General features: G+C 50.8%; 27 protein-coding genes and 1 tRNA gene. 16 read left to right on the forward strand and 12 right to left on the reverse strand.

Translation table 11 applies throughout. The features are described from left to right. Window positions 1–52: 52 nt before the first annotated feature. Window positions 53–1,666, reverse strand: coding sequence for an MFS transporter (locus ACJJI4_RS21530; RefSeq protein WP_444895493.1), 1,614 nt, complete (start codon window positions 1,664–1,666; stop codon window positions 53–55). A 198-nt stretch (window positions 1,667–1,864) separates the two neighbouring features. Here ACJJI4_RS21530 and narL point away from each other — a divergent pair, with 198 nt between their 5' ends. Then, window positions 1,865–2,530 carry a two-component system response regulator NarL gene (gene narL / locus ACJJI4_RS21535; RefSeq protein WP_108731363.1) on the forward strand — a complete coding sequence of 222 codons (666 nt, stop codon included), beginning with the start codon at window positions 1,865–1,867 and terminating at the stop codon, window positions 2,528–2,530. A 41-nt stretch (window positions 2,531–2,571) separates the two neighbouring features. After that, window positions 2,572–3,813, forward strand: coding sequence for a molybdopterin molybdotransferase MoeA (moeA, locus tag ACJJI4_RS21540; RefSeq protein WP_444926423.1), 1,242 nt, complete (start codon window positions 2,572–2,574; stop codon window positions 3,811–3,813). 348 nt (window positions 3,814–4,161) lie between these two features. Here moeA and ACJJI4_RS21545 read toward each other — a convergent pair. Then, a tRNA-Arg gene (locus tag ACJJI4_RS21545) sits at window positions 4,162–4,238 on the reverse strand. 191 nt (window positions 4,239–4,429) lie between these two features. On the opposite strand from ACJJI4_RS21545, the gene ACJJI4_RS21550 reads away from it, so the two are divergent. Beyond that, entirely contained in the window at window positions 4,430–4,852 is a 423-nt protein-coding gene (locus ACJJI4_RS21550; protein ID WP_444898270.1) for a c-type cytochrome, read from the forward strand. 299 nt (window positions 4,853–5,151) lie between these two features. Beyond that, complete coding sequence (locus tag ACJJI4_RS21555) at window positions 5,152–7,674, forward strand: hypothetical protein (protein ID WP_444926424.1); 2,523 nt, start codon at window positions 5,152–5,154, stop codon at window positions 7,672–7,674. Between the two features lie 57 nt (window positions 7,675–7,731). Here ACJJI4_RS21555 and rep read toward each other — a convergent pair whose 3' ends face one another. Continuing rightward, a complete protein-coding gene (gene rep / locus ACJJI4_RS21560) occupies window positions 7,732–9,765 on the reverse strand; it encodes a DNA helicase Rep (protein ID WP_444926425.1) in 2,034 nt (677 codons plus the stop codon). Window positions 9,766–9,918: 153 nt separating this feature from the next. Between rep and ACJJI4_RS21565 the strand changes: the two genes are divergently transcribed. From ACJJI4_RS21565 to bla, 6 genes are all read left to right on the forward strand, one after another. Next, window positions 9,919–10,137, forward strand: coding sequence for a DUF3565 domain-containing protein (locus ACJJI4_RS21565; RefSeq protein WP_252084134.1), 219 nt, complete (start codon window positions 9,919–9,921; stop codon window positions 10,135–10,137). A 2-nt stretch (window positions 10,138–10,139) separates the two neighbouring features. Beyond that, complete coding sequence (locus ACJJI4_RS21570; RefSeq protein ID WP_152450565.1) at window positions 10,140–10,592, forward strand: YaiI/YqxD family protein; 453 nt, start codon at window positions 10,140–10,142, stop codon at window positions 10,590–10,592. 17 nt (window positions 10,593–10,609) lie between these two features. After that, window positions 10,610–11,113, forward strand: coding sequence for a GNAT family N-acetyltransferase (locus ACJJI4_RS21575; RefSeq protein WP_444926426.1), 504 nt, complete (start codon window positions 10,610–10,612; stop codon window positions 11,111–11,113). Between the two features lie 12 nt (window positions 11,114–11,125). Next, window positions 11,126–11,683 carry a GNAT family N-acetyltransferase gene (locus ACJJI4_RS21580; RefSeq protein ID WP_444926427.1) on the forward strand — a complete coding sequence of 186 codons (558 nt, stop codon included), beginning with the start codon at window positions 11,126–11,128 and terminating at the stop codon, window positions 11,681–11,683. A 308-nt stretch (window positions 11,684–11,991) separates the two neighbouring features. After that, a complete protein-coding gene (locus ACJJI4_RS21585) occupies window positions 11,992–12,780 on the forward strand; it encodes an alpha/beta hydrolase (RefSeq protein ID WP_444926428.1) in 789 nt (262 codons plus the stop codon). Window positions 12,781–12,795: 15 nt separating this feature from the next. Continuing rightward, window positions 12,796–13,662: a subclass B3 metallo-beta-lactamase gene (gene bla, locus ACJJI4_RS21590; RefSeq protein ID WP_444928256.1), complete on the forward strand. Its 867-nt coding sequence runs from the start codon at window positions 12,796–12,798 to the stop codon at window positions 13,660–13,662. A 31-nt stretch (window positions 13,663–13,693) separates the two neighbouring features. On the opposite strand, the gene ACJJI4_RS21595 is transcribed toward bla, so the two are convergent. Genes ACJJI4_RS21595 through ACJJI4_RS21605 form a run of 3 tightly spaced genes read right to left on the reverse strand, consistent with a single transcriptional unit; the run spans window position 13,694 to window position 14,626 of the window. Beyond that, window positions 13,694–13,891 (reverse strand): putative antibiotic biosynthesis monooxygenase, encoded by a 198-nt coding sequence (locus tag ACJJI4_RS21595; protein WP_282930358.1) that lies wholly within the window; start codon window positions 13,889–13,891, stop codon window positions 13,694–13,696. After that, complete coding sequence (locus ACJJI4_RS21600; protein ID WP_444926429.1) at window positions 13,888–14,331, reverse strand: MarR family winged helix-turn-helix transcriptional regulator; 444 nt, start codon at window positions 14,329–14,331, stop codon at window positions 13,888–13,890. The genes ACJJI4_RS21595 and ACJJI4_RS21600 overlap by 4 nt, the downstream gene beginning before the upstream one ends. 7 nt (window positions 14,332–14,338) lie before the next feature. Beyond that, window positions 14,339–14,626, reverse strand: a complete 288-nt coding sequence (locus ACJJI4_RS21605) for a putative quinol monooxygenase (protein ID WP_444926430.1) — start codon at window positions 14,624–14,626, stop codon at window positions 14,339–14,341. A gap of 309 nt (window positions 14,627–14,935) precedes the next feature. On the opposite strand from ACJJI4_RS21605, the gene ACJJI4_RS21610 reads away from it, so the two are divergent. Beyond that, entirely contained in the window at window positions 14,936–15,637 is a 702-nt protein-coding gene (locus tag ACJJI4_RS21610) for a YopT-type cysteine protease domain-containing protein (protein ID WP_444926431.1), read from the forward strand. An 85-nt stretch (window positions 15,638–15,722) separates the two neighbouring features. Here the strand turns inward: ACJJI4_RS21610 and ACJJI4_RS21615 are convergent, their stop codons facing one another. Next, window positions 15,723–17,213 carry a YifB family Mg chelatase-like AAA ATPase gene (locus tag ACJJI4_RS21615; RefSeq protein WP_444926432.1) on the reverse strand — a complete coding sequence of 497 codons (1,491 nt, stop codon included), beginning with the start codon at window positions 17,211–17,213 and terminating at the stop codon, window positions 15,723–15,725. A 29-nt stretch (window positions 17,214–17,242) separates the two neighbouring features. After that, window positions 17,243–17,485 (reverse strand): accessory factor UbiK family protein, encoded by a 243-nt coding sequence (locus ACJJI4_RS21620; RefSeq protein WP_108735120.1) that lies wholly within the window; start codon window positions 17,483–17,485, stop codon window positions 17,243–17,245. Between the two features lie 426 nt (window positions 17,486–17,911). Between ACJJI4_RS21620 and ACJJI4_RS21625 the strand changes: the two genes are divergently transcribed. The 5 genes from ACJJI4_RS21625 to ACJJI4_RS21645 all read left to right on the forward strand — a co-directional run bounded on the left by ACJJI4_RS21625 (window position 17,912) and on the right by ACJJI4_RS21645 (window position 21,376). Further along, window positions 17,912–18,637, forward strand: coding sequence for a TorF family putative porin (locus tag ACJJI4_RS21625; RefSeq protein ID WP_444926433.1), 726 nt, complete (start codon window positions 17,912–17,914; stop codon window positions 18,635–18,637). Between the two features lie 52 nt (window positions 18,638–18,689). Further along, entirely contained in the window at window positions 18,690–19,028 is a 339-nt protein-coding gene (locus ACJJI4_RS21630; RefSeq protein ID WP_282930336.1) for a P-II family nitrogen regulator, read from the forward strand. Between the two features lie 54 nt (window positions 19,029–19,082). Further along, on the forward strand, window positions 19,083–20,342 hold the full coding sequence (amtB, locus tag ACJJI4_RS21635) for an ammonium transporter AmtB (protein WP_282930335.1): 1,260 nt from the start codon (window positions 19,083–19,085) through the stop codon (window positions 20,340–20,342). Window positions 20,343–20,429: 87 nt separating this feature from the next. After that, entirely contained in the window at window positions 20,430–20,768 is a 339-nt protein-coding gene (locus ACJJI4_RS21640; RefSeq protein WP_108731383.1) for a P-II family nitrogen regulator, read from the forward strand. Window positions 20,769–21,151: 383 nt separating this feature from the next. Next, on the forward strand, window positions 21,152–21,376 hold the full coding sequence (locus tag ACJJI4_RS21645) for a hypothetical protein (protein WP_108731384.1): 225 nt from the start codon (window positions 21,152–21,154) through the stop codon (window positions 21,374–21,376). A gap of 74 nt (window positions 21,377–21,450) precedes the next feature. Here ACJJI4_RS21645 and ACJJI4_RS21650 read toward each other — a convergent pair whose 3' ends face one another. The 4 genes from ACJJI4_RS21650 to lptM all read right to left on the reverse strand — a co-directional run bounded on the left by ACJJI4_RS21650 (window position 21,451) and on the right by lptM (window position 24,851). Beyond that, window positions 21,451–22,188: a DUF484 family protein gene (locus tag ACJJI4_RS21650; protein WP_444926434.1), complete on the reverse strand. Its 738-nt coding sequence runs from the start codon at window positions 22,186–22,188 to the stop codon at window positions 21,451–21,453. A 123-nt stretch (window positions 22,189–22,311) separates the two neighbouring features. After that, the gene (gene dapF, locus ACJJI4_RS21655) at window positions 22,312–23,142 is read right to left on the reverse strand and encodes a diaminopimelate epimerase (protein WP_413664046.1); all 831 of its coding nucleotides are present in this window, start codon (window positions 23,140–23,142) and stop codon (window positions 22,312–22,314) included. A gap of 93 nt (window positions 23,143–23,235) precedes the next feature. Then, window positions 23,236–24,489, reverse strand: coding sequence for a diaminopimelate decarboxylase (gene lysA / locus ACJJI4_RS21660; RefSeq protein WP_444926435.1), 1,254 nt, complete (start codon window positions 24,487–24,489; stop codon window positions 23,236–23,238). Between the two features lie 11 nt (window positions 24,490–24,500). After that, a complete protein-coding gene (gene lptM, locus ACJJI4_RS21665) occupies window positions 24,501–24,851 on the reverse strand; it encodes an LPS translocon maturation chaperone LptM (RefSeq protein ID WP_282930330.1) in 351 nt (116 codons plus the stop codon). Between the last annotated feature and the right edge of the window lie 63 nt (window positions 24,852–24,914).

Below are 24,914 nucleotides of genomic sequence, written 5' to 3' on the forward strand. Positions count from 1 at the left end.
AAGGGGAGGTTAAACCTCCCCGCAACAGCGGTTCCCCGCCCGTGAGACCAAATTATGGATTGTAGAATTCGCCGTTCTTGCGTAAGTAGAACCAGTAGTTAACCACCAGGCAAACCGCGTAGAAGATAGCAATGCCTGCCAGAGCGTATTCCGGGGTGGTGGCTTTGATCTGCTCGCCGAAGACCTTGGGAATATAGAAAGCACCGTAGGCGGCAACGGCTGAAGTCCATCCCAATACCGGGCCTGCCTGCTCTTTCGGGAACACCATGGCGATGGTGCGGAAGGTAGAGCCATTGCCGATACCGGTAGCGGCGAACAGCACCAGGAACAGCAGGAAGAAGGGCAGGAAGAACTCTTCCGGAGTGGCTGAGCCGTAGGCGGCCTTCATGTAGTAAGCCACACCCAGGGCACTACCCACCATGATTGCAGCACAGATTTGGGTAACCAGGGCTCCGCCGATGCGGTCGGAGATCCAACCACCCACCGGGCGAATCAGGGCGCCGATAAATGGACCCATCCAGGCGTACATCAGGGCGCTGGGGCCATTGTTGTTGATGGTATCGTGAGTCATAACCCCATCCACCATCACGTGGCTGTATCCGAAGATGACCTTGATAGCCAGGGGGAAGGCCGCTGCGAAACCGATAAAGCTGCCGAAGGTCATGGTGTAAATGACACTCATCACCCAGGTGTGCTTGTTGTTGAAGATACGGTACTGACGCTGCAAGCTGGTTTTAATCTCACCGGGCAGCAGCTTTAAGCCGAACACGGTAGCGGCGATTACCAGTACCAGAACGATTTCCTTGGGCACCCCCCAGCCTGAACCGTTGGCCGCTTCGGGAAGCAACAGCCACAGACCTGTGATTGCGGTGAAGAGGCCGATTCCCAACATCATGGTCATCTTCAACATCGCGCCGATAGAGCTGCCCACATCCGGGGTGACTTCGTCGGTGCGCAGGTTGTTCATACCGAACCAGCCGACAAAGGCCAGTGGAACCAGGAACAGCAGCCATACAAAACCGGCATTTTGAATCCACGCTTCAGAACCGGCTGGTACTTTACCAATCAGGGAGCCAGAGCTGCTCACCAGGGTCATGGGATCGCCGCCAGCAGCGCCGAAGGCACCGAAGGTCATAAACAGCGGTACCAGGATCTGCATGGTGGTAACACCGAAGTTACCCAAGCCCGCATTCAGGCCAAGCGCCAACCCTTGTTTTTCCTTGGGGAAAAAGAAGCTGATATTGGACATGGAAGAGGCGAAATTACCACCGCCAATACCTGACAGCAAAGCCAGCAGCTGGAATACCCACAATGGGGTCTCAGGATTTTGCAAGGCGATACCCGTGCCTAGGGCAGGGACCATCAATAGGGCCGTAGTAAAGACAATGGTGTTACGCCCACCGAATAATCGAATAAAGAAACTACTGGGTATTCGAAGAGTAGCGCCGGTGAGGCCGGCAATTGCCATCAGGGTAAACAGATCGGCTTTGGCAATGGGGAAGCCAAGGTTGAGCATTTGAACGGTAATAATGCCCCAGTAGAGCCACACGGCGAAGCCGCACAGCAAACTGGGAATAGATATCCACAAATTCCGGTTTGCGATTTTTTTGCCCTTGGACTGCCAGAATTTGCTGTCCTCTGGGGCCCACTCGTAGATGTCAGACACGGCGGCCACTCCTCCTCGAAATGATTCGTCCGGCCACTATGGGCCGGGGCTTATCCCTGCTCAATTACCAACAGTAAGTAACCCCTTTGCCCCCGCGCGTAATAGCTACCCATTTGGGGGTAAGCGCAGGCACTGAGCCCTGTGTTAAAGTCACTGTTCAGAATTAGTACAACTTACAGCAATGAAGCAGGACACCCCATGACTTCTTCTGCCACGGTAATGATGGTTGATGACCATCCTCTGTTTCGTAAAGGTCTCAAGCAATTGTTTGCTATGGAGCCCAGCCTGGAGTTGGTAGCCGAGGCAAGTAGCGGGGAGGAAGCGCTGGAGCTGGCCAAACAGCACGAGCCGGACCTTATTCTATTGGACCTGAATATGCGCGGTATGGACGGGCTGGATACCCTGCGGGCAATGCGTGCAGCCGATGTAGCCTCACGTATCGTGATACTCACCGTTTCCGATAACAACGCGGACGTAGTTTCCTGTATTCGTGCCGGTGCCGATGGTTACCTGCTCAAGGATATGGAGCCGGAAGATATTCTCGATCAGGTTATCCAGGCCACACACGGCAAGCTCGCTATCAGCCAGCGCCTTACCGAGATCCTCGCCTCCGCTCTGCGCAAACCGGACAATTCCGGTGCGGATACCCTGTCGACGCTCACCAGTCGCGAATACCAGATCTTGCAATTGATCGCCGATGGCCTCAGTAACAAGTTAATCGCCCGTGAATTGGATATCAGTGATGCCACTGTAAAGGTTCACGTTAAACACTTATTGAAAAAGTTGGGCATGCGCTCCCGCGTAGAAGCTGCTGTGTGGATGGTTAATCAGAAGCGACCGGAATCCCAAAACCGCAGCCACTAATTTGTCCCAACCGCAAAGGAATGAAGTAAGAGATATTGTCCATGCCCACTATCGACTGCTGTAGCCAACCGGGCCTGATGCCCATCGAAAGCGCCCGCAAAAAACTTCTCGAGGCACTGAGCCCAATCAGTGGCACTGAGACTTTGCCCTTGGCACAAGCCGCCGGTCGAGTATTGGCTGAGGATGTTATCTCCACAGTAAACCTGCCGCCATGCGACAACTCCGCAATGGACGGTTACGCCCTGCGCTTTGAAGACCTGGCCAGTGGCTTGCCGCTGGAACTGATCGGCAAATCTTTTGCCGGTGCACCTTTTGACGGTGTGGTGAACCCCGGCACCTGCGTGCGCATTATGACAGGAGCCGCAGTACCCGCCGGTGCAGATACGGTAGTGATGCAGGAAAATGTCGATGCCCAAGGAGAGTCGATACGAATAAATTGTGAAGTTCGCGCTGGCGACCATGTTCGCCGCTGCGGTGAAGACGTGGCTGAAGGAGCTAGCCTGCTTAAGGCCGGAGAGCGCATCAGCGTTCCACATATTGCCCTGCTCGCTGCTGCCGGTGTGGGCACAGTGACTGTAGTGCGCAAACCGGTAATCGCACTTTTCTCCACCGGCGATGAACTGCACCAGCCCGGCGAAGCCCTGGGTAAGGGCGATATCTACGATAGCAACCGCATTGCCCTGTTATCCGCCCTGGAACAGCTGGACCTGGATATTTTGGATTTGGGTATATTGCCCGATAACAAACAGGCTATTACCAATGCCTTGCAGCGTGCTTCCGAAGAGGCCGATGCTATTATCACCTCCGGTGGAGTCTCCGTTGGCGAAGCGGATTACACCCGTGAAGTGTTGGAAGAACTGGGAGAGATCGGTTTCTGGAAAGTGGCGATGAAGCCCGGTAAACCTTTTGCCTTCGGTTTCCTACAAGGAACCCCTTTCTTTGGCTTACCCGGCAACCCGGTTTCCGCCCTGGTAACTTTCTACCAACTGGCCGTGCCCGCCCTGAGTGTGATGAAAGGTGATCAGTGGACTGGCCCGCAGACCTTGCAGGCAAAACTGTTAAAACCCCTGAAGAAAAAGCCGGGCCGTACCGATTTCCAGCGGGGTGTATATCGCAGTGATGAAAACGGGATATTGGTAGTAGAACCGGTTGGTACCCAGGGGAGCCATATTCTTTCCGGCCTGGCTGCTGCTAACTGCTTTATCGTTTTGGCGCGAGAGAGTGGCAGTGTAGAGGCTGGGGAGCAGGTGGTGATTGAGCCTCTGAGGGTGCCGTTGGGGTAGGTTTTTTATAGCTGCTTTCGTATTGAGTATGGGCTCGTATAAGCTATATCCAAATTAATTTGATTTAAGTGAGTAAAGGCGGTGAGGGTTTGCTTCGCCCTTTGGGGGAGTACTGCTCAGTGGCAATTTTGCTGCCTCCGCGTCGAACCTGAGTTCGAACAAAGCCTGGGGGTTAGCCATATACAAGAAAGTCCGCATAAGCGGGTAGTGTGCGGGAGGATTAGCTTCGCCCGTTGGGCTCGCTGCTCTGCGGCAGCTTTGCTGCCTCCGAGTCGAACCTGAGTTCGAACAAAACCCTGGGAGTTAACCATATACAAAAAAGCCCGCATAAGCGGGCTTTTTTGTATATGGCCCGCCCGAGAGGATTCGAACCTCTGACCTTCGCCTCCGGAGGGCGACGCTCTATCCAGCTGAGCTACGGGCGGTTTAATTGGCTATCTGTGCCAATGGGAGGCGGATTATACAGAAGCTGGGGGGCGGGTTAAAGGACATTCTGTTGGCTTATATAGTCTTTGGCAGGTGGCGATGCAGTGCTTATAATGCGCGGCGTAGGAGTTTGCGACGATATTTTGAACGTTTGTGGGCCAACTCACTTCGGTCCTTTTGGGGGAATATGATGAAGCGTATTTTGGGTATTGTGGCGGCATTGGCCGTCAGTGCGGCTACGGCAGTGGCCCAGCAGTCTGTTAATGAAGAAATCGCAGAGCGAATTGCTCCGGCAGGTGAAACCTGCATGAAAGGTAAAGAGTGTGCGGCGGCAGTAGCGGCAGCACCTGAAGGTGCTAGCGGCGGCGCTGCTCGCAGTGGTCAGGATATCTACAACGCAAGCTGCCAGACCTGTCACGCAATGGGTGTTGCAGGTGCGCCAAAATTCGGTGATGCCGCAGCTTGGGCACCCCGTATCGCCAAGGGCATGGATACTCTCTACAATAATGCCATCAATGGTATCAATGCCATGCCGGCCAAAGGCCTGTGTATGGACTGTAGCGATGACGAGATCAAAGCTGCTGTGAATTACATGGTGGATAACAGCAAGTAAGCTGTTTCTCTGTTGGAAAAAGGCCGCTCATTGAGCGGCCTTTTTTGTTTTCTGCTAAGCAAAATATCTCCTCGTCTAACCAGCCTCATTTTCTGTAATTTTCAAGTACGACTTGTACCTTCCAATGAAATTATAGGTATTACCAAAAAAAGCTGTCTTAAATGACAATTGGATAATTTGCTGGTAGGTAATTAGTAATTAGCAGTTATTCGACATTTAATCCCCCCTGATGCGCAAACTCTGTATTATCCGTGTCTGTTTGTAAGTCAGATGTATATAACAACATAAGGATATTGAGCATGAAGTTGGGGAAGCTTCTTTCATTTATTATTCTTTCATCTTTTTTGACTGCCTGTGGTGGCGGTGGAGGTGGTGATTCTCGTACAGATAGTGATGTTAATAACTCTAGCAATGGTGGCGGTGGCTCCAATAACGGTGGCTCAGGGGGGAGTGGCTCAGATAGTACTCCGGATGAAATTAGTTTTTTAGATATTGAAAATGCTCTTCCTGAAACATTAATAACTTCATTACCAGTAATAGTTACTGGAATTGATACCGCGGTTCTTGTTGAAGTATCTGAGGGGGAATTTTCTATCGATGGCCAAGATTTTTCCTCTGAATCTCGTAATATAGAAAATAATCAAACTCTTGTAGTTCGACTTATATCTCATGTTGAGCTGGGGGGCGTAGTTTCTTCTGATATTAATGTTGGTGACTTCATGACAACATTCAATGTCACGACTAAGGGGGATTTGAGTAATCCATCTGTGCGTATAGACTTTCCTGTGAAAGATGGAGTTTATTTATTTGATTCTGAGCTCACAGTCAGTGGTGTGGCTGAAGATGATAATGGCATAGAAAGGATAGAAGTTAACGGAGTTCAAAGTGATTATGACAGTGAATCAAAAAAATGGCATGCCACTATTCCTCTAGTTGAAGATGGCTCTACCCAGATAAAGGTAGATGCTATTGATATTTACCAGAACCGAGAGGAAGTTTCTGGCGTTGAAGTGTATACGAATAAAGGCTATGAGCGTCTGCCAAGAAAAGGGTTTGCTTATTCTTCCTCCAACGGAGGAGAATTGTTATTTGGTAGCCCACTGAGCAGGTATAACCTTGGAAGCAAAACATTTATTTCAGTTGAAGTCGATGATTGGATTCAGAGCTTAGAGGGTTTTGTCTACGATCAGGCGAATGATTTTGTTGTTGGCTATATCAATGGATCTATCTATAGGTTAGATAATTTTTCAGCTGAGTCAAAACAGTCTGAGTTGTATTCTGGAGAATTAGGGGAAGAAATTTTTGACTTGGTGTTTGATAATTCCAAATCTAACATTTACTTCTTGAAAAAAGATGATGGGAATTATTCACTAGGGAAATTGGAGCTGGCAACAAATGCTGTTTCTGTTATCAAGGATGACCTCTTGAATGGTGATCGCTTTCAGCGAGTGACGGCTCTTCAGTGGGCTAATGATCAGTTGGTGTTTGCAACTAATAAAAGTTCTAGTGGAGAATCTGGAGCTGCATTGTTTTCTCTGAATATTCAAGATAGTACTGTTGTTGAACTGACTAGTTTTGGGCGCCATGTAGATTTTCCAATAGCATCTATCGAAGATTTAATTTATCGCCCCTTAGATGATAGCTTTGTGTTTATTGGTAGGCCCTACCGTATATCAAACTTTGTTAGATCAACATATGAAGAGGGTGAAATTTATCAATGGGAAGTTTTAAGTAATAGTTTAACGAAAGTCGTTGGTGTTAACTCTCTCGAGCCTTTCAATTTAAATTTGAGTGAAGCAAAAGTGGTTGAGAAAGGAGATTCTACTAATCTTTTATTAACAACCGAAAGTTCTGATGAGATATTTGAGGTTAATCTGACCTCTGGTGAAGTTGAGCAATTGACAGAACCATTTCGGGGTGTAGGGCCTCAGCTAGTTGCAGAATCTGTACTTGAACCACTCATTTATAGTAGCGAGGAGAAAAAGCTATACCTAACTTCCTCTTCAGCAGAAAGAGATACAGCGGGGAAAATTATTTCTGTTGACCCACAGTCTGGAGAGCGATCAGTCATTACTGGCCCTGAAAAAGGCACTGGTCCGTCTTTTTCCTTTATTTATGATTTAGCTTTTGGTGGCACAGGGTCGCTTTATGCTCTTGATGGGCATCGGGACGAATTTTCCCTAATTCATGTAGATATCCCATCGGGAAACCGAACTCTAATAAGTGACAATAACAGCTCTGACGCTCTAGTTTTAACTGATGCTGTTGAGGTGGAAATTGATCAGGTTAATGAGCGTGCTTGGGTAATTTCAGATTTAGGGCGGCTAACCTCTATTTCTCTGGAAACAGGGGAGAAAACTGATCTTAAAGATACTCTTGGCCAACTCACCGGTTCAGGTAGCTGGGTGAATATTGAAACTATGGCTATGACAAAGGATGGGCAATACCTTTATTTATTAGGATATTCTTCTTGGAGTCAGCCGATTTCACGCGAAGTGTATACTGTAGATGTTGAGACTGGATCTATTGTCATGACCTCCCGTTTTAGTGATTCAAGTGAGCTTACGGGAAGTGTGGACATGATATTGAGTGCGGATGAAGAAACATTAATATTCGTTCATAGTTATGCTGGAGACGGGCTTAAATCTATCCCTGTGGATTTTTCCGCCCCACTAAAACATACCCCGTTAAATAGTTCACATAAGCTGGCTAGTATCGCGCTTGATCCAGATTCTGGATATCTATTTGGGTTGGATTTGAATACAAACTCAATATTGGAAATTAATCCTGAGAGTAATATGGCTACCGCTATCTCGTATTGATTTGATTGACTTAAGGTCAGGATATACGCCGTTATATCCTGACCAATATGTACAGCCTCAATCAAACATACTCAACAAAGATCCTAAAGTTTCCTCTCCCTTCGCCTGATTCTGCTCCGGCGTCGCCTTACCAAATCCTTCCAACAACACATCTTCTTCCGGCAATTCGTCAATAAAGCGACTGGGTGTGGTGTCCTGGGTTTCGCCGAACTGTTTGCGCTTGCCCGCCAGGGTCATGGTAAGGGTGCGCTGGGCGCGGGTAATGCCTACGTAAGTGAGGCGGCGCTCCTCTTCGATATTGTCGTCTTCAATACTGTTGCGGTGGGGAAGTAAGTTCTCTTCCATACCGATCATAAATACGTGGGGGAATTCCAGGCCCTTGGCGGCGTGTAGGGTCATCAGGCTGACCTTATCGGTGGCTTCCTCTTCTTCCTGGCGCTCCAGCATATCCCGCAGGATCAGTTTGGAGATGGCCTGTTCCAGGCGAATATCCTGCTCCAGCTCGTCGTCGGTGCCCTCCATAATTTTGTTGAGGCTTTCCAACAGCCAATACACATTCTCCATGCGCTTCTCGGCCACTTTCTCGCTGCTGGCGTTTTGCGATAGCCAGCCGGCGTAGTCGATATCTTCCAGCATCTCGCGCAGGGCGCCATTGGCGGTGGTATCGCGACAGTTGCGCTGTACCCCTTCGAGCCACAGGGCGAAGCGATTCAGGCGCTCGTAGCCCTGCTCGTTGATATGCTCCTTAAAGCCCAGTTCCGAGCAGGCTTTGAACATGGAGATCTCGCGGCCCTTGGCATAGTTGCCCAGGGCTTCCAGGCTGCTGGTACCGATTTGGCGGCGCGGGGTATTGATAATGCGCAGGAATGCGTTGTCATCATCCGGGTTTACCAACAGGCGCAGATAGGCCATCACGTCCTTGATTTCAGCGCGGGCGAAAAAGGAGGTGCCGCCGGACATCTGGTAGGGAACCTGGTGCTCCTGCAGCTTCATCTCAAGGAGGCGCGCTTGGTGATTGCCGCGATAGAGCACGGCAAAATCCATAAATTTGCAGCCGCGACGGCTCTTTTGCAGAAAAATCTCGTTGGCGACCCGCTCCGCTTCCTCGTTTTCATTGGCCACCTTGAGCACGCGGATCTCCTCACCCAGGCCGCGATCGGACCACAGCGCCTTGTCGAATTCGTGAGGATTGTGGGCGATCAGGTGGTTGGCCACTTTGAGGATGCGGCTGGTGGAGCGGTAGTTCTGCTCCAGTTTGATCAGGCGAAGGTTGGGGAAGTCGGTCTTCAGCGCACTCATGTTCTCCGGGCGCGCGCCGCGCCAGGCGTAGATAGACTGGTCATCGTCTCCCACCACTGTGAGGCCGCCGCGCCCGCCCACTAGCAGCTTCACCAGCAGGTACTGGGAGTTGTTGGTGTCCTGATATTCGTCCACCAGCAGGTAACGAATCTTTTTGCGCCAGCGTTGCAGCAACTCTGGATCTTTGTCGAACAACTGTACCGGCAGCAGGATCAGGTCGTCGAAGTCGACGGCATTGTAGGCTTTGAGGGCTTCACAGTAGCGATCGTAGGCAACCGCGATGGCCTGCTCACCGGGGCTCTGTGCCTGCTCAAGGGCGCGGCGCGGGGTGAGCATATCGTTCTTCCAGTTGGAGATCTGGTTCTGTACCCGATCCAACAGGTCTGTATCCAGGTCGCCATCCCTGAGCATCAGCTCCTTGATCAGGGCGCGGGCGTCTTCGGCATCGAAGATAGAGAAGCCCGGCTTAAAGCCGGCGGCGCGGTATTCCTTACGCAGGATATTAAGCCCAAGGTTGTGAAAGGTGGATACGGTGAGACCGTGACTCGCCTTGGACCGCTTGCCATCCGGGCCTGCCAGCAGTTTGCTGACCCGCTCTTTCATCTCCCGTGCCGCCTTGTTGGTGAAGGTGAGGGCGGCGATATTGCGCGCGGCGTAGCCACACTGCTCGATCAGGTAGGCGATCTTGCGGGTGATTACGCTGGTCTTGCCGGAGCCGGCACCGGCCAGCACCAGGCAGGGGCCATCGACATACTTCACGGCTTCGGATTGGCGGGGATTGAGCTGGGTCATAGATGGGGCTGCATCTTCGCGTCGCGGAAAAGCGGGAGATTCTAGCAGCCTTGGCTCGAATCATCCCAGTACCAGTGCGAACCACCGGCCACACGTATACTTTGCCCTTGGGATTGGCTATAACTGCGCCTTATTCCCTGCTTGTGTAACCCCATGCAACAACCCATCGCCGGCTACCACCTGGATGAAGAGAATCACTGGGTGGCGGAGCTCGCCTGTGGCCACTTCCAACATGTACGCCACAACCCTCCCTGGACCAACCGGCCCTGGGTGATCACTGAACAAGGGCGCGAGTCTATGCTGGGTTTCCAGCTCAATTGCAAGAAATGCGATGAGGGCGCACCGCCCGATACGCTCGAAAAGGTTGTATAGCCATGACAAAACTCTGGGTCGATGCCGACGCCTGCCCGGTCGCCATCAAGGAAATCCTGTTTCGCGCCGCTGAGCGTACAGCCACAGAACTGACTTTGGTGGCCAACCAAGCGGTGCGGGTGCCGCCGTCGCGCTATATTCGCTCCGTGCAAGTGACAGCGGGTTTTGATGTGGCGGATAACGAGATAGTGCAGCGCTGCGAGGCGGGGGACCTGATTATTACTAGCGATATCCCACTGGCAGCAGAGGTGATCGACAAGGGTGCTGAAGCCCTTAACCCCCGTGGGGAGCGCTATACCAAGGCCAATATCCGCGCGCGTCTGAATATGCGGGACTTTATGGATACCCTGCGCTCCAGCGGCGTGCATACCGGCGGACCACCGGCCCTTAGCCAGGCGGACCGCAAAGCTTTTGCCGATCAGTTAGATAGATGGCTGGCAAAGAGTCGCAAGTAACTTTAAGGAGAATTGCCGTGGAGAATTTGAGACTGAAGCCAATGGAAGAGTGGCAATTCCCAACATTGATGTCTTGGCTACCTGACAGGGAGCAGTGCCAACAGTGGGGTGGTCCCGATTTCAGGTTTCCGTTCGAGGGGAAGTCCTTCTTGGAGGATTGTCGTTGGCCGGAGTTGCCCAGCTACGCACTTCAGGACAGTAGCGGCGATGTGCTGGCTTTTGGGCAGTATTACCAACACCTGGGTCGCTGCCACTTAAGTCGCTTAATTGTCTCCCCCAATCATCGCGGAGCCGGATTAGGACGTTCGCTAGTAGTACAGCTTGCACAAACAGGAGCCAGAGCCCTGGATGCAATAGAGTGCTCTTTATTTGTCTTGCGTACTAATCTAGCGGCACGGACTCTCTACCAGAAATTGGGTTTTGAGGAAGCAGCTTATCCAGGGCAGCGAAAATGGCTGGATCAGTGCGATTTTTTGGTCTCACCGTCTGTAGATTTTCAGCAGAAACAAAATATTGAATAGCGCGAATATTTCATGCCCGAATTAATACAACCCACGACCGAACGCTTGCAGCTACGTCAGTGGCGAGAGGAAGATAAGCCTGTATTTGCCGAAATGAATGCCGACCCAAGGGTGATGGAGTTTTTCCCCTCATTGCTGACGCGACAGCAGAGTGATGCCGGTGTGGATCGCAGTATTGCGCATATTGAGAAATATGGCTGGGGCTTTTGGGCCTTGGAGCTGAGAGACACCAACGAGTTTCTCGGATTTGTCGGTATGAAAAATGTGACCGAAGATTTGCCCTTCACTCCAGCGGTAGAGATTGGCTGGCGCTTGGCCTTTCCCCACTGGGGAAAAGGCTATGCCAGTGAAGCTGCACAAGCATCTTTGGATGTAGCTTTTAATACCCTGAATCTCAGCGAAGTCGTTTCCTTTACTGCACTACAAAACCTTCGTTCCCAGCGGGTGATGGAGCGGCTGGGCATGCGGCGGGATTCTCTCGTCTTTGAACATCCACTTGTCCCCAGCGAAAGCCATCTGCAGCGGCACTGCCTTTATCGCTTAAGTGCCGATGATTGGAAAAAATCTTGATGTGATTAGCTTCAGTTAGCTCGGGAACCATTACTTTTTCTTGGGTTCGGAGAGGGGGTGAATATGAGGTCCACCCCCTCTTCAACAATAACCAAGCAAATATAGCCCCACCATTAATTTCAGGTGAGGGCAGGGAGTTCTCGCTATGGGTTTTCTTAAACCGGCCTTTTATAGCGGCAACTGGTTTTCTGCTAGCGGCTTTGCATATCGGCGTATCCGCCGAACCTTTACTTAAAGTTAGTAAACGCCCTGATGGATCAACGCTTTACTGGTCTTTAGAGCAACCATCGGCTAACGGGAAATATGGCTTGTTTCTGATAGCCCAGGGATCTGGCTGCCTGCCAGCTGTTAAAAATACCACTATCCAACAGGCTAAAGAGTTAGTGGCAGGATATGCTGTTTTATTGGTAGAAAAATATGGTGTAACTCACTCTGACAGCCCGGAAGAGCAATTTAAAGATTGTTCAAAAGAGTATGTAGCTAACCATACTGTTGAGCAGCGTGCGGTAGATGTAGAGCAGATTGTCGACGAACTGCGCGGGGCTAATTGGTGGAATGGCAAGCTGGTCTTGTTCGGCGGTTCCGAGGGTGGTGATCTTGTTGCACGACTGGCGCCGAGGCTAAATCCCGATGCGGCAGTGGTCTTTTCAAGTGGATTGGGGGAATCCTTTGCTCAAGTGCTAAAGAGTTTGGTTCCGCCCCACGTAGCTAAAGAGGTAGATGCCAAACTCGCCTATGCCCGAGCTAACCCAGAAAGCGCGGAAGTCTGGGGTGGAAACTCTATGCGTTGGTGGGCCGATGTCGTCGATCGGGTACCAGTTAACGATTTATTGAACAGCCATGCCCCCGTATTATTGATCCAGGGTACAGAAGATAAATCTGCCCCGGTCAGTTCCGGCCGAGCAGCACAAGATGCCTATGCATCAGCCGGACGTTGTGAGCTGACTTATTGGGAGTACCCCGGTTACGATCACTATATGACGGATAAGGATGGTGTAAATCACCGGGGAGAAGTTTTTGAAAGAATTTCTGGATGGATCAAAAAGACTGCACTAAATGGAGCTCCCGGGTGTATCTCTGATGCCGGTAAAAGTTGAGACTGATCAATGAATATAAGAATCCAATTAGCCGCAATAGTGATGGCCGCTTATTCCAGTTTTTCGGCAGCGGAAAACTATGCTGTCTTACCACAACTGGAAACCTACAAGGTACCAGAATCCTGGCGTCAGCCGGTAGCGCCTCTAAAGATTGCAGGTAACACGTGGCAAATAGGTACCGAGGGAATTACCTCACTGTTATTAAAAGGCAAAGAGGGATCGATTCTAATTGATGGTGGCATGGAGCAGACGGCTGAGCATTTATTGGAGAATATGCGCAGGTTGGGAGTCGCCCCCTCGGATCTCAAGTTAATTTTGCACAGTCAGGCCCATGCAGACCATGTAGGTTCCTTAGCCGAGCTAAAACGCGTAACTGGTGCACAGGTAGTAACCAATGCCGAGTCAGCGGTGTTAATGGCTCGCGGTGGTGCCAATGATATTCATTTTGCCGACGAACTTTTATATCCGCCAATAAAGGCGGATCGTATCCTGCACGATGGCGAACAAGTGGTTCTAGGGGATTTGCGTCTACGCGTACATTTTATCCCAGGCCATACACCAGGCAGTATGGCCTGGACCTGGGAAGACAAAGTTGATGGTAAAACTAAAGATATAGCTTATGTGGATAGCCTTACAGCGCCCGGTTATCAACTGATTGATAACCGCCGCTATCCAAATATCGTCGAGGACTTCCGCACAAGCTTTGCCCGTGTGCGGGATTTACCTTGTGATTTACTACTTACCCCTCATGCACCTGCCAGCGGCTGGGAGTTTAAAAACAAAGCTATACAGAAAAAATCAGTAAGCTGTCATCAATATGCAGAGAAAGCGGAAGAAAAATTAAGTGAAAAGCTGGAAGCTGAGAAAGATCCAGTTGACTAGATATTTGCGCTACAAAACATGGCTCGGCATATTAATGCCGGGCTAAAAATTGATGCACCTTTGGCACAAGATAGAAATACATTAGTGGGACCAGAATAGCGGTCATTATTAGCGCTTTTAAACCAATTGCAATTTGCAATTCCAGTGCCTGCATCCCTAGAAGTAATAGAGTAACAATAGGGTAAACCAATGCCCAGATGCACAGAGCATGTAGTATCGGTTTCTTCATTTGTTCAATTCCTTCATAAATTTAGAAATTGTCTTAAAATACCCGGGTAAGATTTTCTGTAAAAATTGTTTTCCACTCTTGGATAGTGCTACACATTTTGCCCTACCATCGCTGGAGTCTGCTTCCATAACGATGAGCTCATCTTCCACCATACTTTTCAGGGTTCGTGTCATTACCGGTCGAGAAACATCGATGCGCTCTGCGATTTCTGAAGCCAGCAAACTGTCTCTTTGAGGCTCCCGGTCGATAACGATCATTACCAGGAAGCGCAGCTGGGAGGTTCCGTGTTCAGAAAAATACCCCTCCAGCTCCCGCAATAGCAGACTCGCATCCCGCATCATGGTAAGGGCGCCCTGAACGGCAGCGGGATCTTTTACAGAAAATCGTTTGGAATATCCCTCAACCATCTGTTGTGAGGGAAGTTCTTTGAGAAAAAACATAAGAGTATTAAGCCAACCTCTCCAGCTTATTGATCTCCACAGGCCCTTTTAGCCACTCTTGATAGGCTTCGAAAATCGGGGTGATGTAGGGCATAGTGTAATGCTTATCGAGGTCTTCCTGACTGCGCCACTCCTCGTATAAAAACAAGTTTTCCCCGTCCTCGTGCACAACAAACTGCAGGCAGCCCTCCTCCTCCAATGTATTAGCCACTATGGACCGGATGGCCTGCTTGGCTTGCATGAAGAATTCAGCCTTGGGGGAAATCTTGGCAATAATAAATAGATGCTTGTTCATACATAGTGCCTTTATATAGTAATGGTTACCATGATAACTATATGGGTGGTTATGTCAACTGACTGCCATATCAATAATTGCAATGATTAATGGGATTGAATACGGGCCTATTTTAAGTGGGTTGTGTTTATAAAATACTGAAATCACTAGGGGGAGAAATAGCAAGAAAAATCAAAAATACAGTAAAGCCTCACTGTAGGATGAAGGTTAATTGTTCATGTACATGCAATCGGACGAAAAGTTGTCGACAAATTTGGTTGTAACAATTTGTCGAATAATGATCGAAGCTTTTACTGGGTGAGGATAAATATGCCTTTATGGATAAATAGAACTGCAAGAGATACTCGCAGAATTATAGAAAGAGTTATCTTAGCAGCAAGAGCTCGGGGTTGTATTAGAGTTGTTGAGTTTTCACAATCCCCTGGAAGTAAAATTCACACTGTACTCACTAAAAGGGGAGTTGGAGATGGTATATGTATAGCACTAGCACTTTATTGGCTTGAGGGGGAAATTAAAAACAGGGACTATCTAGGCCCTATGGTCGGGCAGAATAAGAGAGTTATTGCTGATGCTCTTTCACCGGCAATAGAATTATTTAATGCCACAAAAGCTGCGAATACTCAGATGAAGGATGCCCATTTGTGGATGAATACTCACGGTTTCGTAGGAAATATGCCCCGTAAAGAATATGTCAATAGACTTAGAAATTGGGTTGGTGATTACTGCTGTCAGGGGCCAGATATAAATCAATTCCGAATAATTTCCACTCGAAGTTTTCATTCGCATACTATGGCCTTGGATCTTGAAAATTTGATATTTTTTGATCCAAATATTGGGACTTTCCAATTTAATTATCTGGCGCACCTGAGGAATTTTTTAAGCGATGTGATCTTTCCTTATGGGGTTGGGGGACGTGAACAAGGTGCACAATATTTGGGGCGTAAAGTGCTCCATGTTTTGGAAATGGGGTCTTATAGTCGGGATCCTAATTTAAATTACTTCATGAGCTGATATTGAGTATCCACCTCAGCTTACGAATAAAGGTATCGAGACCGATATAGATTCCTCGGGATGTGTAAGTGTTCATATAGGCAATTTATGCCGTAGCCGTTTGGCGCCTATCCAGATTGCGGTACGCTAAAGCTTCAGCAATTTGAGTTGTGCTTATACGTTCAGCATTAACAAGGTCTGCCAAGGTTCGGGCTACTTTAAGGACCCGATGGTAACTACGCGCGGATAGCCCCAGTTTTTCCACCGACTGTCGTAAGAGGTGCTTTTCCTTTTCCCCCAAGGCACAGTGCTTTTCCAGTTCTGCGCCTTTTAACAGGTTATTTGTCTTACCTTGCCGCTGTATTTGTTGCTGGCGTGCGGCACAAACTCTCTCTCTCACGGCATCGGAAGTTTCTCCGGGAGCTGAGTCCTGTAATTGCACGGCATTCATAGTGCCCACCTCTACCTGCATGTCGATACGATCCAGCAGAGGGCCTGAGAGCTTGTTGCGATATCGATCTATCTGGTCTGGGGTACAGCGACAGCGGGGTTCGCCTAAATAGCCACAAGGGCAGGGGTTCATAGCCCCGACCAGCTGAAAGTGGGCGGGGTAGGTGACTTGGGCTCGGGCGCGGGAGATTCGCACTTCACCATTCTCCAGGGGTTCCCGCAGTATCTCCAGGGCGTGCCTGGGAAATTCGGGCATTTCATCGAGGAAAAGGACTCCCCGGTGCGCGAGGGATATCTCACCGGGCCTTGGGGTGCTGCCACCACCGACCAGCGCTGTTGGTGAGGCGCTGTGGTGCGGGGCCCTGAAAGGGCGCAGGCTCTGCTGAGGTAGGCCTGCGCTGGAGTAAACGCTCGCTACCTCTAATGACTCTTCAGTTGTCAGCGGGGGCAATATACCTGGCAGGCGGCTGGCCAACATGGTTTTGCCGGTGCCGGGAGGACCGTAAAAAAGCAGATTGTGGCTCCCGGCTGCTGCTACTTCGAGAGCGCGGCGGGCCTTTAGTTGGCCGCGTACATCGGCCAAGTCTGCGCACAGGTGCTCTTCGGCAATAGGCTCTGCAACAGCTTTGGGCATAGATTCACGCCCATGGAGTTCGGCGCAAACTTCCAGCAGGGAGTTGGCAATGCTGACTTCGCCGGTTGCCAGCGCGGCTTCCGCACCGTTCTCGGTAGGCACAACGAGTTTACGGTCTTCATTGGTGCAGGCTACGGCTGCCGGTAAGCTACCACTTACTTCCCGCAAGGCGCCGGTGAGTGCTAGCTCGCCAATAAATTCATAACGTTCCAGAGTTTCGGTGGGAACCTGTCCCGAGGCGCTGAGAATGCCGATGGCGATGGCCAGATCGTAGCGACCACCTTCCTTGGGTAAGTCGGCGGGGGCGAGGTTGACGGTAATTCGGCGCTGGGGGAAGTCGAAATGGCTGTTGATTAGGGCGCTGCGGACACGATCGCGGCTCTCCCGCACCGCCGCTTCCGGTAAACCCACAATATGAAAGGCAGGGAGGCCATTTGCCAGGTGGGTTTCTACGGTAACCAGAGGTGCAGAGACCCCGAGCTGAGCTCGGGAGTAGGTGACTGAGAGGCTCACGATTTCATCCTTGAAGTGGCTCCCTGGGCTTAGTCCTTGGCGGCGCTGTCTCTCTGCGCCAGGGCTTGCTCCAGCATTTCGACCTTATCTTCGAGTCGTGCCAGCTTTTCCCGGGTCCGGCGCAGTATCTCCACCTGAGTGTCGAACTCTCGCTGGGAGACCAATGGCAATTTATCCAGTGATACTTCCAGAGCACTGCGCAAGTCACTGGTCACCACGGCGCCCTGTTGTTGTAGCTCTTTCAGCAGCTGTTGCAGTTTATCTGCTGCCACGGGCATTTCCTCGCTAAATAAGATGGATATGAATAGCACGGGATTGTAACCCAGTGCATTTTTTGGAAAAAGCAGCCTAACAGCGCACCGTTCTGAGCGCACCTTAATCTTTACCTCCCCACTTCAGTGCAAAGGAAGAAAGGCAGTTCCATGTTGGTGCAACACTTTGCCTCCGAGTTTCTATTCGTACGAATTTTAATAATTCAATTACTCCTAACTTATTGATTTTGCTTGCGGTTGCAGTGTTGGCATCAAGTCTGCAAACAATCTGTGCAGGTGTCCCATTAACGATCATTGGGAGTCTGGGAAAGTAGCAGTTCACGAGACGCAAGCGACCCTCTGTCACACCCGACAGTGAAGGACTGATTGCAGGCGGCGCCATAAAAGCACTCGAAAAAACAGCTTCAAAAGCCTTGGAGGATTAAAGTGGAAAATAAAATGTATAAAGTTGCCACTCTCGTCACCGGTGCCGTTCTCGCACTGGGCGCTGCAAATTTATCGATAGCTGCCGAGGGCGGTCCCAGCATTAGTGCCAATGTGGGTCTTGTTTCTGACTATAGATTCCGTGGTATTAGCCAGACTGATGGAGGCCCCGCATTACAGGGTGGTGTCGATGTCGATTTTGGAAACGGCATTTATATTGGCACCTGGGCATCCCAAGTGGATTTTGATTACGAGACTGATCAAACTGACTACGAACAGGATTTTTACGGCGGTTATAGTGCGGATATCAATGACAGCGTTAGCTTTGATGTTGGCTACATTTATTACGCCTATCACGGTGGAAGTGAAGATGAAGATTATCAGGAAATATACGGCAGCCTGAGTTTTTCAGACTTAACGTTGGGGTTTGCCTATTCCGATGATTATTGGGCGGATACAGGTGAGTTTTATTACCCTTATGCGGAATATAGTTTCGCTCTTCCCTCAGATTTTTCTCTCGATCTACATCTGGGATTAAACCTTTTTGAAGAAGAAGGTTTTCTCGATGGATCTGATTCCTATATCGATTACTCCGTTTCCCTCAGTAAAGAATTTGGCGGCTTGAGCCTGAGCGCTTCTTTCGTGGGCACCGATGTCAGCGATAAAGAGTGCTACGAGACCGACTGGTGCGAACCTACATTGCTCGCCGGCGCGGCTTATACCTGGTAATACAAAAGAGCCTTCGTTAATGCGAGGGCTCGTTTTTCTTTAGGGGAATACCATGAAATTAATCACTGCAATCATTAAACCCTTCAAGCTGGATGCTGTGAGAGATGCCCTGCGGGAGTCGGGGGTTAATGGTGTAACGGTCACTGAAGTGAAGGGCTTTGGTCGCCAAAAAGGGCATACGGAATTGTATCGCGGCGCAGAGTATGTGGTGGATTTTCTTCCGAAAACCATGCTGCAAATAGCGGTGGCAGATTCGCAACTGGATGCGGTTATCGAAGCAATTGGTTCCAGTGCGCAGAGTGGCAAGATCGGTGACGGAAAAATATTTGTCGCAGAGCTTGAGCAGGTCGTGCGCATACGTACCGGAGAAACCGGTAATGCAGCAATTTAATTAAAAACCGAAAACATAATTTTAATAAATATCCAGATTTGAACGGAGAGGAATATGGAGAACCAAATTTTTCAATTGCAGTATGCAATTGATACTTTTTACTTTCTGATGTGCGGCGCCTTGGTAATGTGGATGGCCGCCGGCTTTTCTATGCTGGAAGCCGGTTTGGTGCGCTCCAAAAACACCACGGAAATTCTCACCAAGAATGTGGCCCTGTTTGCGATTGCCTGCATTATGTATCTGCTGACTGGCTACGCCATTATGTACGATGGTGGCTGGGCATTGTCCGGTATTGAGGCGTTTAGTCTGGAAGGCGTCCTCAGCGATTCTGCAGAAAATGGTTTTGAGGGTGACTCCGTTTATTCCGGAGCTTCAGACTTTTTCTTCCAGGTGGTTTTCGTAGCTACCGCTATGTCCATTGTATCCGGTGCGGTTGCCGAGCGTATGAAGCTGTGGAGCTTCCTGGCCTTTGCAGTAGTTTTGACCGGTTTCATCTATCCACTGGAAGGTGCCTGGACTTGGGGTAGTAAAGAGGTTTTCGGCCTGTACAACTTGGGCGATCTCGGTTTCTCTGATTTTGCCGGTTCCGGTATCGTGCATATGGCGGGTGCAGCGGCTGCGCTTGCTGGTGTTCTGCTACTGGGCGCGCGCAAAGGCAAATACGGCCCCAACGGCCAAGTGTATGCCATTCCCGGTGCTAACTTACCGTTGGCAACCCTGGGTACCTTTATCCTGTGGATGGGCTGGTTTGGCTTCAATGGCGGCTCCGTACTGAAGCTGGGCGATGCTGCCAGTGCGCACTCCGTCGCCATGGTCTTTGTGAATACCAATACCGCTGCTGCCGGTGGTGCTATTGCTGCACTGATCACCGCCCGTATCCTGTTCGGTAAAGCGGATCTGACCATGTTGCTCAATGGCGCCTTGGCCGGTCTGGTAGCAATTACTGCGGAGCCTTCAACCCCGACTGCATTGCAGGCAACCCTCTTCGGTATGATCGCCGGTGTGTTGGTGGTCTTCTCTATCATCACCCTGGATAAGCTGAAAATTGATGATCCGGTGGGCGCTATCTCTGTACACGGCGTTGTCGGCTTGCTCGGTTTGCTATTGGTACCTGTGACTAACAATGATTCCAGTTTCAGCGGGCAATTGATTGGTGCACTGACCATCTTCGGCTGGGTATTCGTCAGTTCATTCGCAGTGTGGTACCTGCTCAAGCTCGTCACTGGTATCCGTGTGAGCGAAGATGAGGAGCAAGAGGGTGTTGACTTGACCGAATGCGGAATGGAAGCTTACCCGGAATTTATGAACAAGTAAGTTAACAGTGTCGGTGCTGCCCCATAGGCGGGGCAGTGGCCTGGGTAAGGTTCTCTCGACGAGGACGAATCAGGGGAAATACTCAAGATGAAATTGATTACGGCTGTAGTAAAGCCCTTCAAATTGGATGATGTACGCACTGCCCTGTCTGAAGTGGGCGTGCAAGGAATGACCGTCACCGAGGTAAAAGGTTTTGGGCGTCAAAAGGGCCATACAGAACTTTATCGTGGCGCCGAATATGTGGTGGACTTCCTACCGAAAGTAAAATTGGAACTTGCTGTTGATGATGAGATGGTGGACTCCGCTGTTGAGGCAATCACCAAGGCGGCGCAAACCGGCAAAATCGGTGACGGCAAAATCTTTATCACGGCTCTCGAAGAAGTCATTCGTATCCGTACCGGTGAAACCGGTAGCGAAGCTGTGTAACCTGTTTGATAACTCTTTCATAACGTAGCGATTGAGTATCATAAGCCCCGCAAGGGGCTTTATATGCACTTCTGATAAGTCCCGCTATCTTCCCTCCCATCTTTGTTATCTATTTTGTTTGAAATACCTGCTATCGGTGCAGGCGCAAAAATCTGCATAACTAACTGAAATATTCCCATTTCATTTCCCAACAAAAAACTCTACAGCCTCCTCCTTGTGTTACTGGCACGGGGGTGGGGAACTGCCTATAAATTAATCGCCGCTATTGACGCGGTAGGGGATCGCCACTGAAAAGTGGTTGTCAGTTTTGTAGATGCCGCGGGAAAGGGGCGGCACAGAGGTACTCCCTCTGTAACAGGAGTAAAGGTTACAGGGTTTTAGCTATGAAAGATGGTTATGAAGATCAGGGTAAGAACTCTCGCAGCAAGGACTCCGAGGAATTTGCAGAAGAACGCAGTATCACCTCTCGCCAGCGCGCCAGAAGCCAGTTAAGTTCCGATGTAGAGGAGTTTCTCGCCGGTGGCGGCGCGATTAGTGAAGTTGATCCAGAAGTTACCGCCGACCCCCCGCGCAAACCGCAGCCAAAATATGGCAGCCGCCCTATCTAATCTCTCTGGTCGCTGTTGCTCCTCCAGCAGGAGGAGTGACAGTTGGCCAAACCCCTCTCAGCCTCTCAGAGCTTTTACCGATTGAGCAGTTTTGGTAGCAGGCGCTCCAGGACTTCGCCGATATAGGATAGGAATAAAGTGCCCAGGCTAGACCGGTAGTACTGGGGATCAGCAGAGCCTACCGCTAGGGTGCCAAGTTGATTGCCCAAAGGAACTACGGCAGCTGAAGCGATATATTGCGCTTTTTCCGCAAACAGGAATTCTTTTTCCCGCTGGCGCAAAACACCACAGATGGGGCGGCCGTTACGAATTATTCCGCCAATTGCCGTCTCGGCATCGGAAAATGTGCTGGTCTGAACTTGTCCCAGGCTTTGGCGGGGAACAGATAGTGGCTCGAACAGAGTCAGGCTGGTGAACTCAACATTGAAGTCAGCGGCGAAACTGGCATAGAGAGCTTCTGTGACTTCACCGATATTTTCAGCTTCCAGCAGTGCCAGGATAAGTCGGCGGCTATTGAAAAATAACTGGTCGTTGTCCCGTGCGTTGTGCAAGAGCTGGTCGAGGCGCTGGCGCATTTCGATATTGCGCTCACGCAGCAAATTCGTTTGGTGGGTCATCAGCGACACGGTCTTGCCATTTTCCCGTGGCAACTTGATGGTTTCCAGCAGTTCCATGCGCTCTTCAAAGAACTCCGGGTTTTGAATCAGGTAGCGGGCTACCTGCCGTGCCAGCAGTTTATCGTCACGCTGGGTTTCCTTGTGAGTGTCGCCGGCAATCTCTTCGGGGGGCTGATTGGCGTCTGTGTGTTCCATTGTGTTTGCTTTTTCTGGCACGGGGATGGGGCATCGGACAACTGATGTGGCGAAGCGTTCTGCTCTCTGAGTTATCCCGTACCCGCTTGTGGCGGGTTTACTGCCAAATACCCGGACAATTGTTTAGAGAATAATTTGCCCGTGAAAAACCGTGGTTGCGGGCCCGGTCATAGTAACTGGCTGGCCGGGTCCGCTCCAGTGAATTGTCAGTGTGCCGCCGGGGAGCTGAATTTGGACTTTGTCATCCACCAGGTTTCGCAGGCGAGCGTATACCATGGCAGCACAGGCGCCGGTGCCACAGGCACGAGTTTCGCCAACGCCGCGCTCAAATACCCTGAGCCGGGCTTCGGTGCGTGTATCCACTTGCAGAAAGCCAGCGTTGACCTTTTGTGGGAACCGCGGGTGGCGTTCAATTAGGGGCCCGAGTCTTTCTACCGGTGCGGAAGCGATATCTTCCACCAGCAGAACCGCGTGGGGGTTTCCCATGGATACAGCACCAATGGTGAAGGTCTCCCCGTCCACTTCCAGGGGATAGGATTCTGCACGGCGATCGGCGGAAAAAGGCACTTTTTGGGGCTCGAGGACCGGTGCTCCCATATCGACACTAACCTGATCCCCGTCCAGCACTCTCAGGTGCAGTAAACCGGCGGCAGTTTCTACTTGGATATTTTTCTTACCGGTAAGGCGGCGTTCACGTACAAAGCGGGCAAAGCAGCGGGCACCATTGCCGCAATTTTCCACTTCGCTGCCATCAGCGTTAAATATGCGATAGCGAAAATCCGCCTCGGGTGTGCGGGGCGGCTCCACCAGCAGTACCTGGTCGCAGCCCACGCCGAGGCAGCGGTCTGCCAGGCGACGAGTTTTTTCCGGGGTCAGTTTAATTTTTTGGCTGACGCCGTCTAGCATCACGAAATCGTTGCCGAGCCCATGCATCTTGCTGAATTTAACGCGCATTCCATTTCTCTGTTCGTACTGATTTTCCGCGGCGTTAGCTGCGGTTTGGGGCCCGGGCTAAAAAATGGACCCCACTGCGATGCAAGTAGCTGATCAGGCTTTTTTGGGGACAGTGGTCTCACCGCGAACCAAGTCGGCAAAAGTCTCCCGCTCACGCACCAGGTAAGTTTTGTCGCCATCCACAAGTACTTCAGCAGCGCGACAGCGGCTGTTGTAATTGGAACTCATGGTGAAACCGTAGGCACCGGTCGACAACATGGCTAACAGTTGCCCCTCTCGCAGAGATTGGGAGCGGTTTTTACCCAGGAAGTCACCCGTTTCGCATACCGGACCGACAATATCCCACAGGGTACTTTCACTCTCGTCCGGTGTCACTGGCACAATATCCTGCCACGCCTGGTAAAGGGCCGGACGCAGGTTGTCATTCATGGCGGCATCGACGATAGCGAAGTTGTGCTCTTCGGTACGCTTCAGGTATTCGACCCGGGTCAGCAGGGCGCCGCCGTTGGCGGCAATGGAGCGGCCGGGTTCGAGAATCAGGGATAAATTGCGTTCGCCGATACGCTTGTGGACCTCCGCCAGGTAATCCCCGACAGGGGGTGGTTCCTCACCCCGATAGCGCACACCGAGGCCTCCGCCCAGATCCAGGTGTTCCAGAGTAATTCCCAGCTCGGCGAGCTGATCGATAAGGACCAGCAGGCGATCGAGTGCATCTAGGAAGGGGGCGACTTCGGTGAGCTGGGAACCGATATGGCAATCCACACCGGTAATTTTCAGATGCTCAGAATCCGCTGCGCGCTGATAAACCTCGATCGCCTTGTCTATGGCGATACCAAATTTATTTTCTTTGAGGCCAGTGGAAATATAGGGGTGGGTTTGGGCATCCACATCGGGATTGACCCTGATGGAAATTGGGGCGGTCTTGCCACACTCTGTGGCCACGCGCTCAAGGCGGTCAATTTCCGCTTCTGATTCAATATTGAAGCAGTGCACTCCAACCTCCAGAGCACGCCGCATTTCCTCTGAGGTTTTACCCACTCCGGAAAATACGATTCGCGATGGGTCGCCGCCGGCGAGCAGCACTCGCTCAAGTTCCCCGCCGGAAACAATATCAAAGCCCGCCCCCAGCTGTGCCAGCAGTGACAGAATGCCCAGGTTACTGTTGGCTTTCACTGCGTAGCAGATTAGGCCGGGACGATTGCCGAGGGCCTCGGCGTAATCCCGATACTGCCGTTCAAAGTGCGCGCGGCTGTAGACATAAGTGGGGGTGCCGAAATTCTCAGCTATTTGTTCCAGTGAAACCTGCTCAGCCCACAGGCTACCGTCGCGATAACTAAACTCTCTCATATGACCGGTTCTTACTCTTCTAAATCTTCCTCGACATTGGAGTCATCCGCTGTGCCCGATTCGTCGTCGACTTCGATAGTCGGGCCGGTCTCAATGGTGTCATCGATATCAAAGTCGGGCCCATAGCCGTCTTCAGATTCAATTTCATCAACGGTTTCCACCGCTTGCTCTGCTGCAGAGCCGGGCTCGCCGGGTTGTGCTGCACCACTGGTGGGTACTGTCTCCGGCGGGCCACCTGGAATATTGGAGGCGGGCATGGCGGGGTCCTGTGGAAGATAGAGAGGACCTTTTTGGCCACAGCCCAGTAACAGTGCGGTGGCACCGATGGTGATGGTTAATAGAGAGAGTCGTTTTTTGAGCATCGATAACATCCTGAGAGTCGGAGATTCGCAGCGGCAACCGGCAAAAGCCTGATAGTATAGCGG

It is taken from the genome of Microbulbifer maximicatervae (SeqCode) (assembly GCF_052467305.1).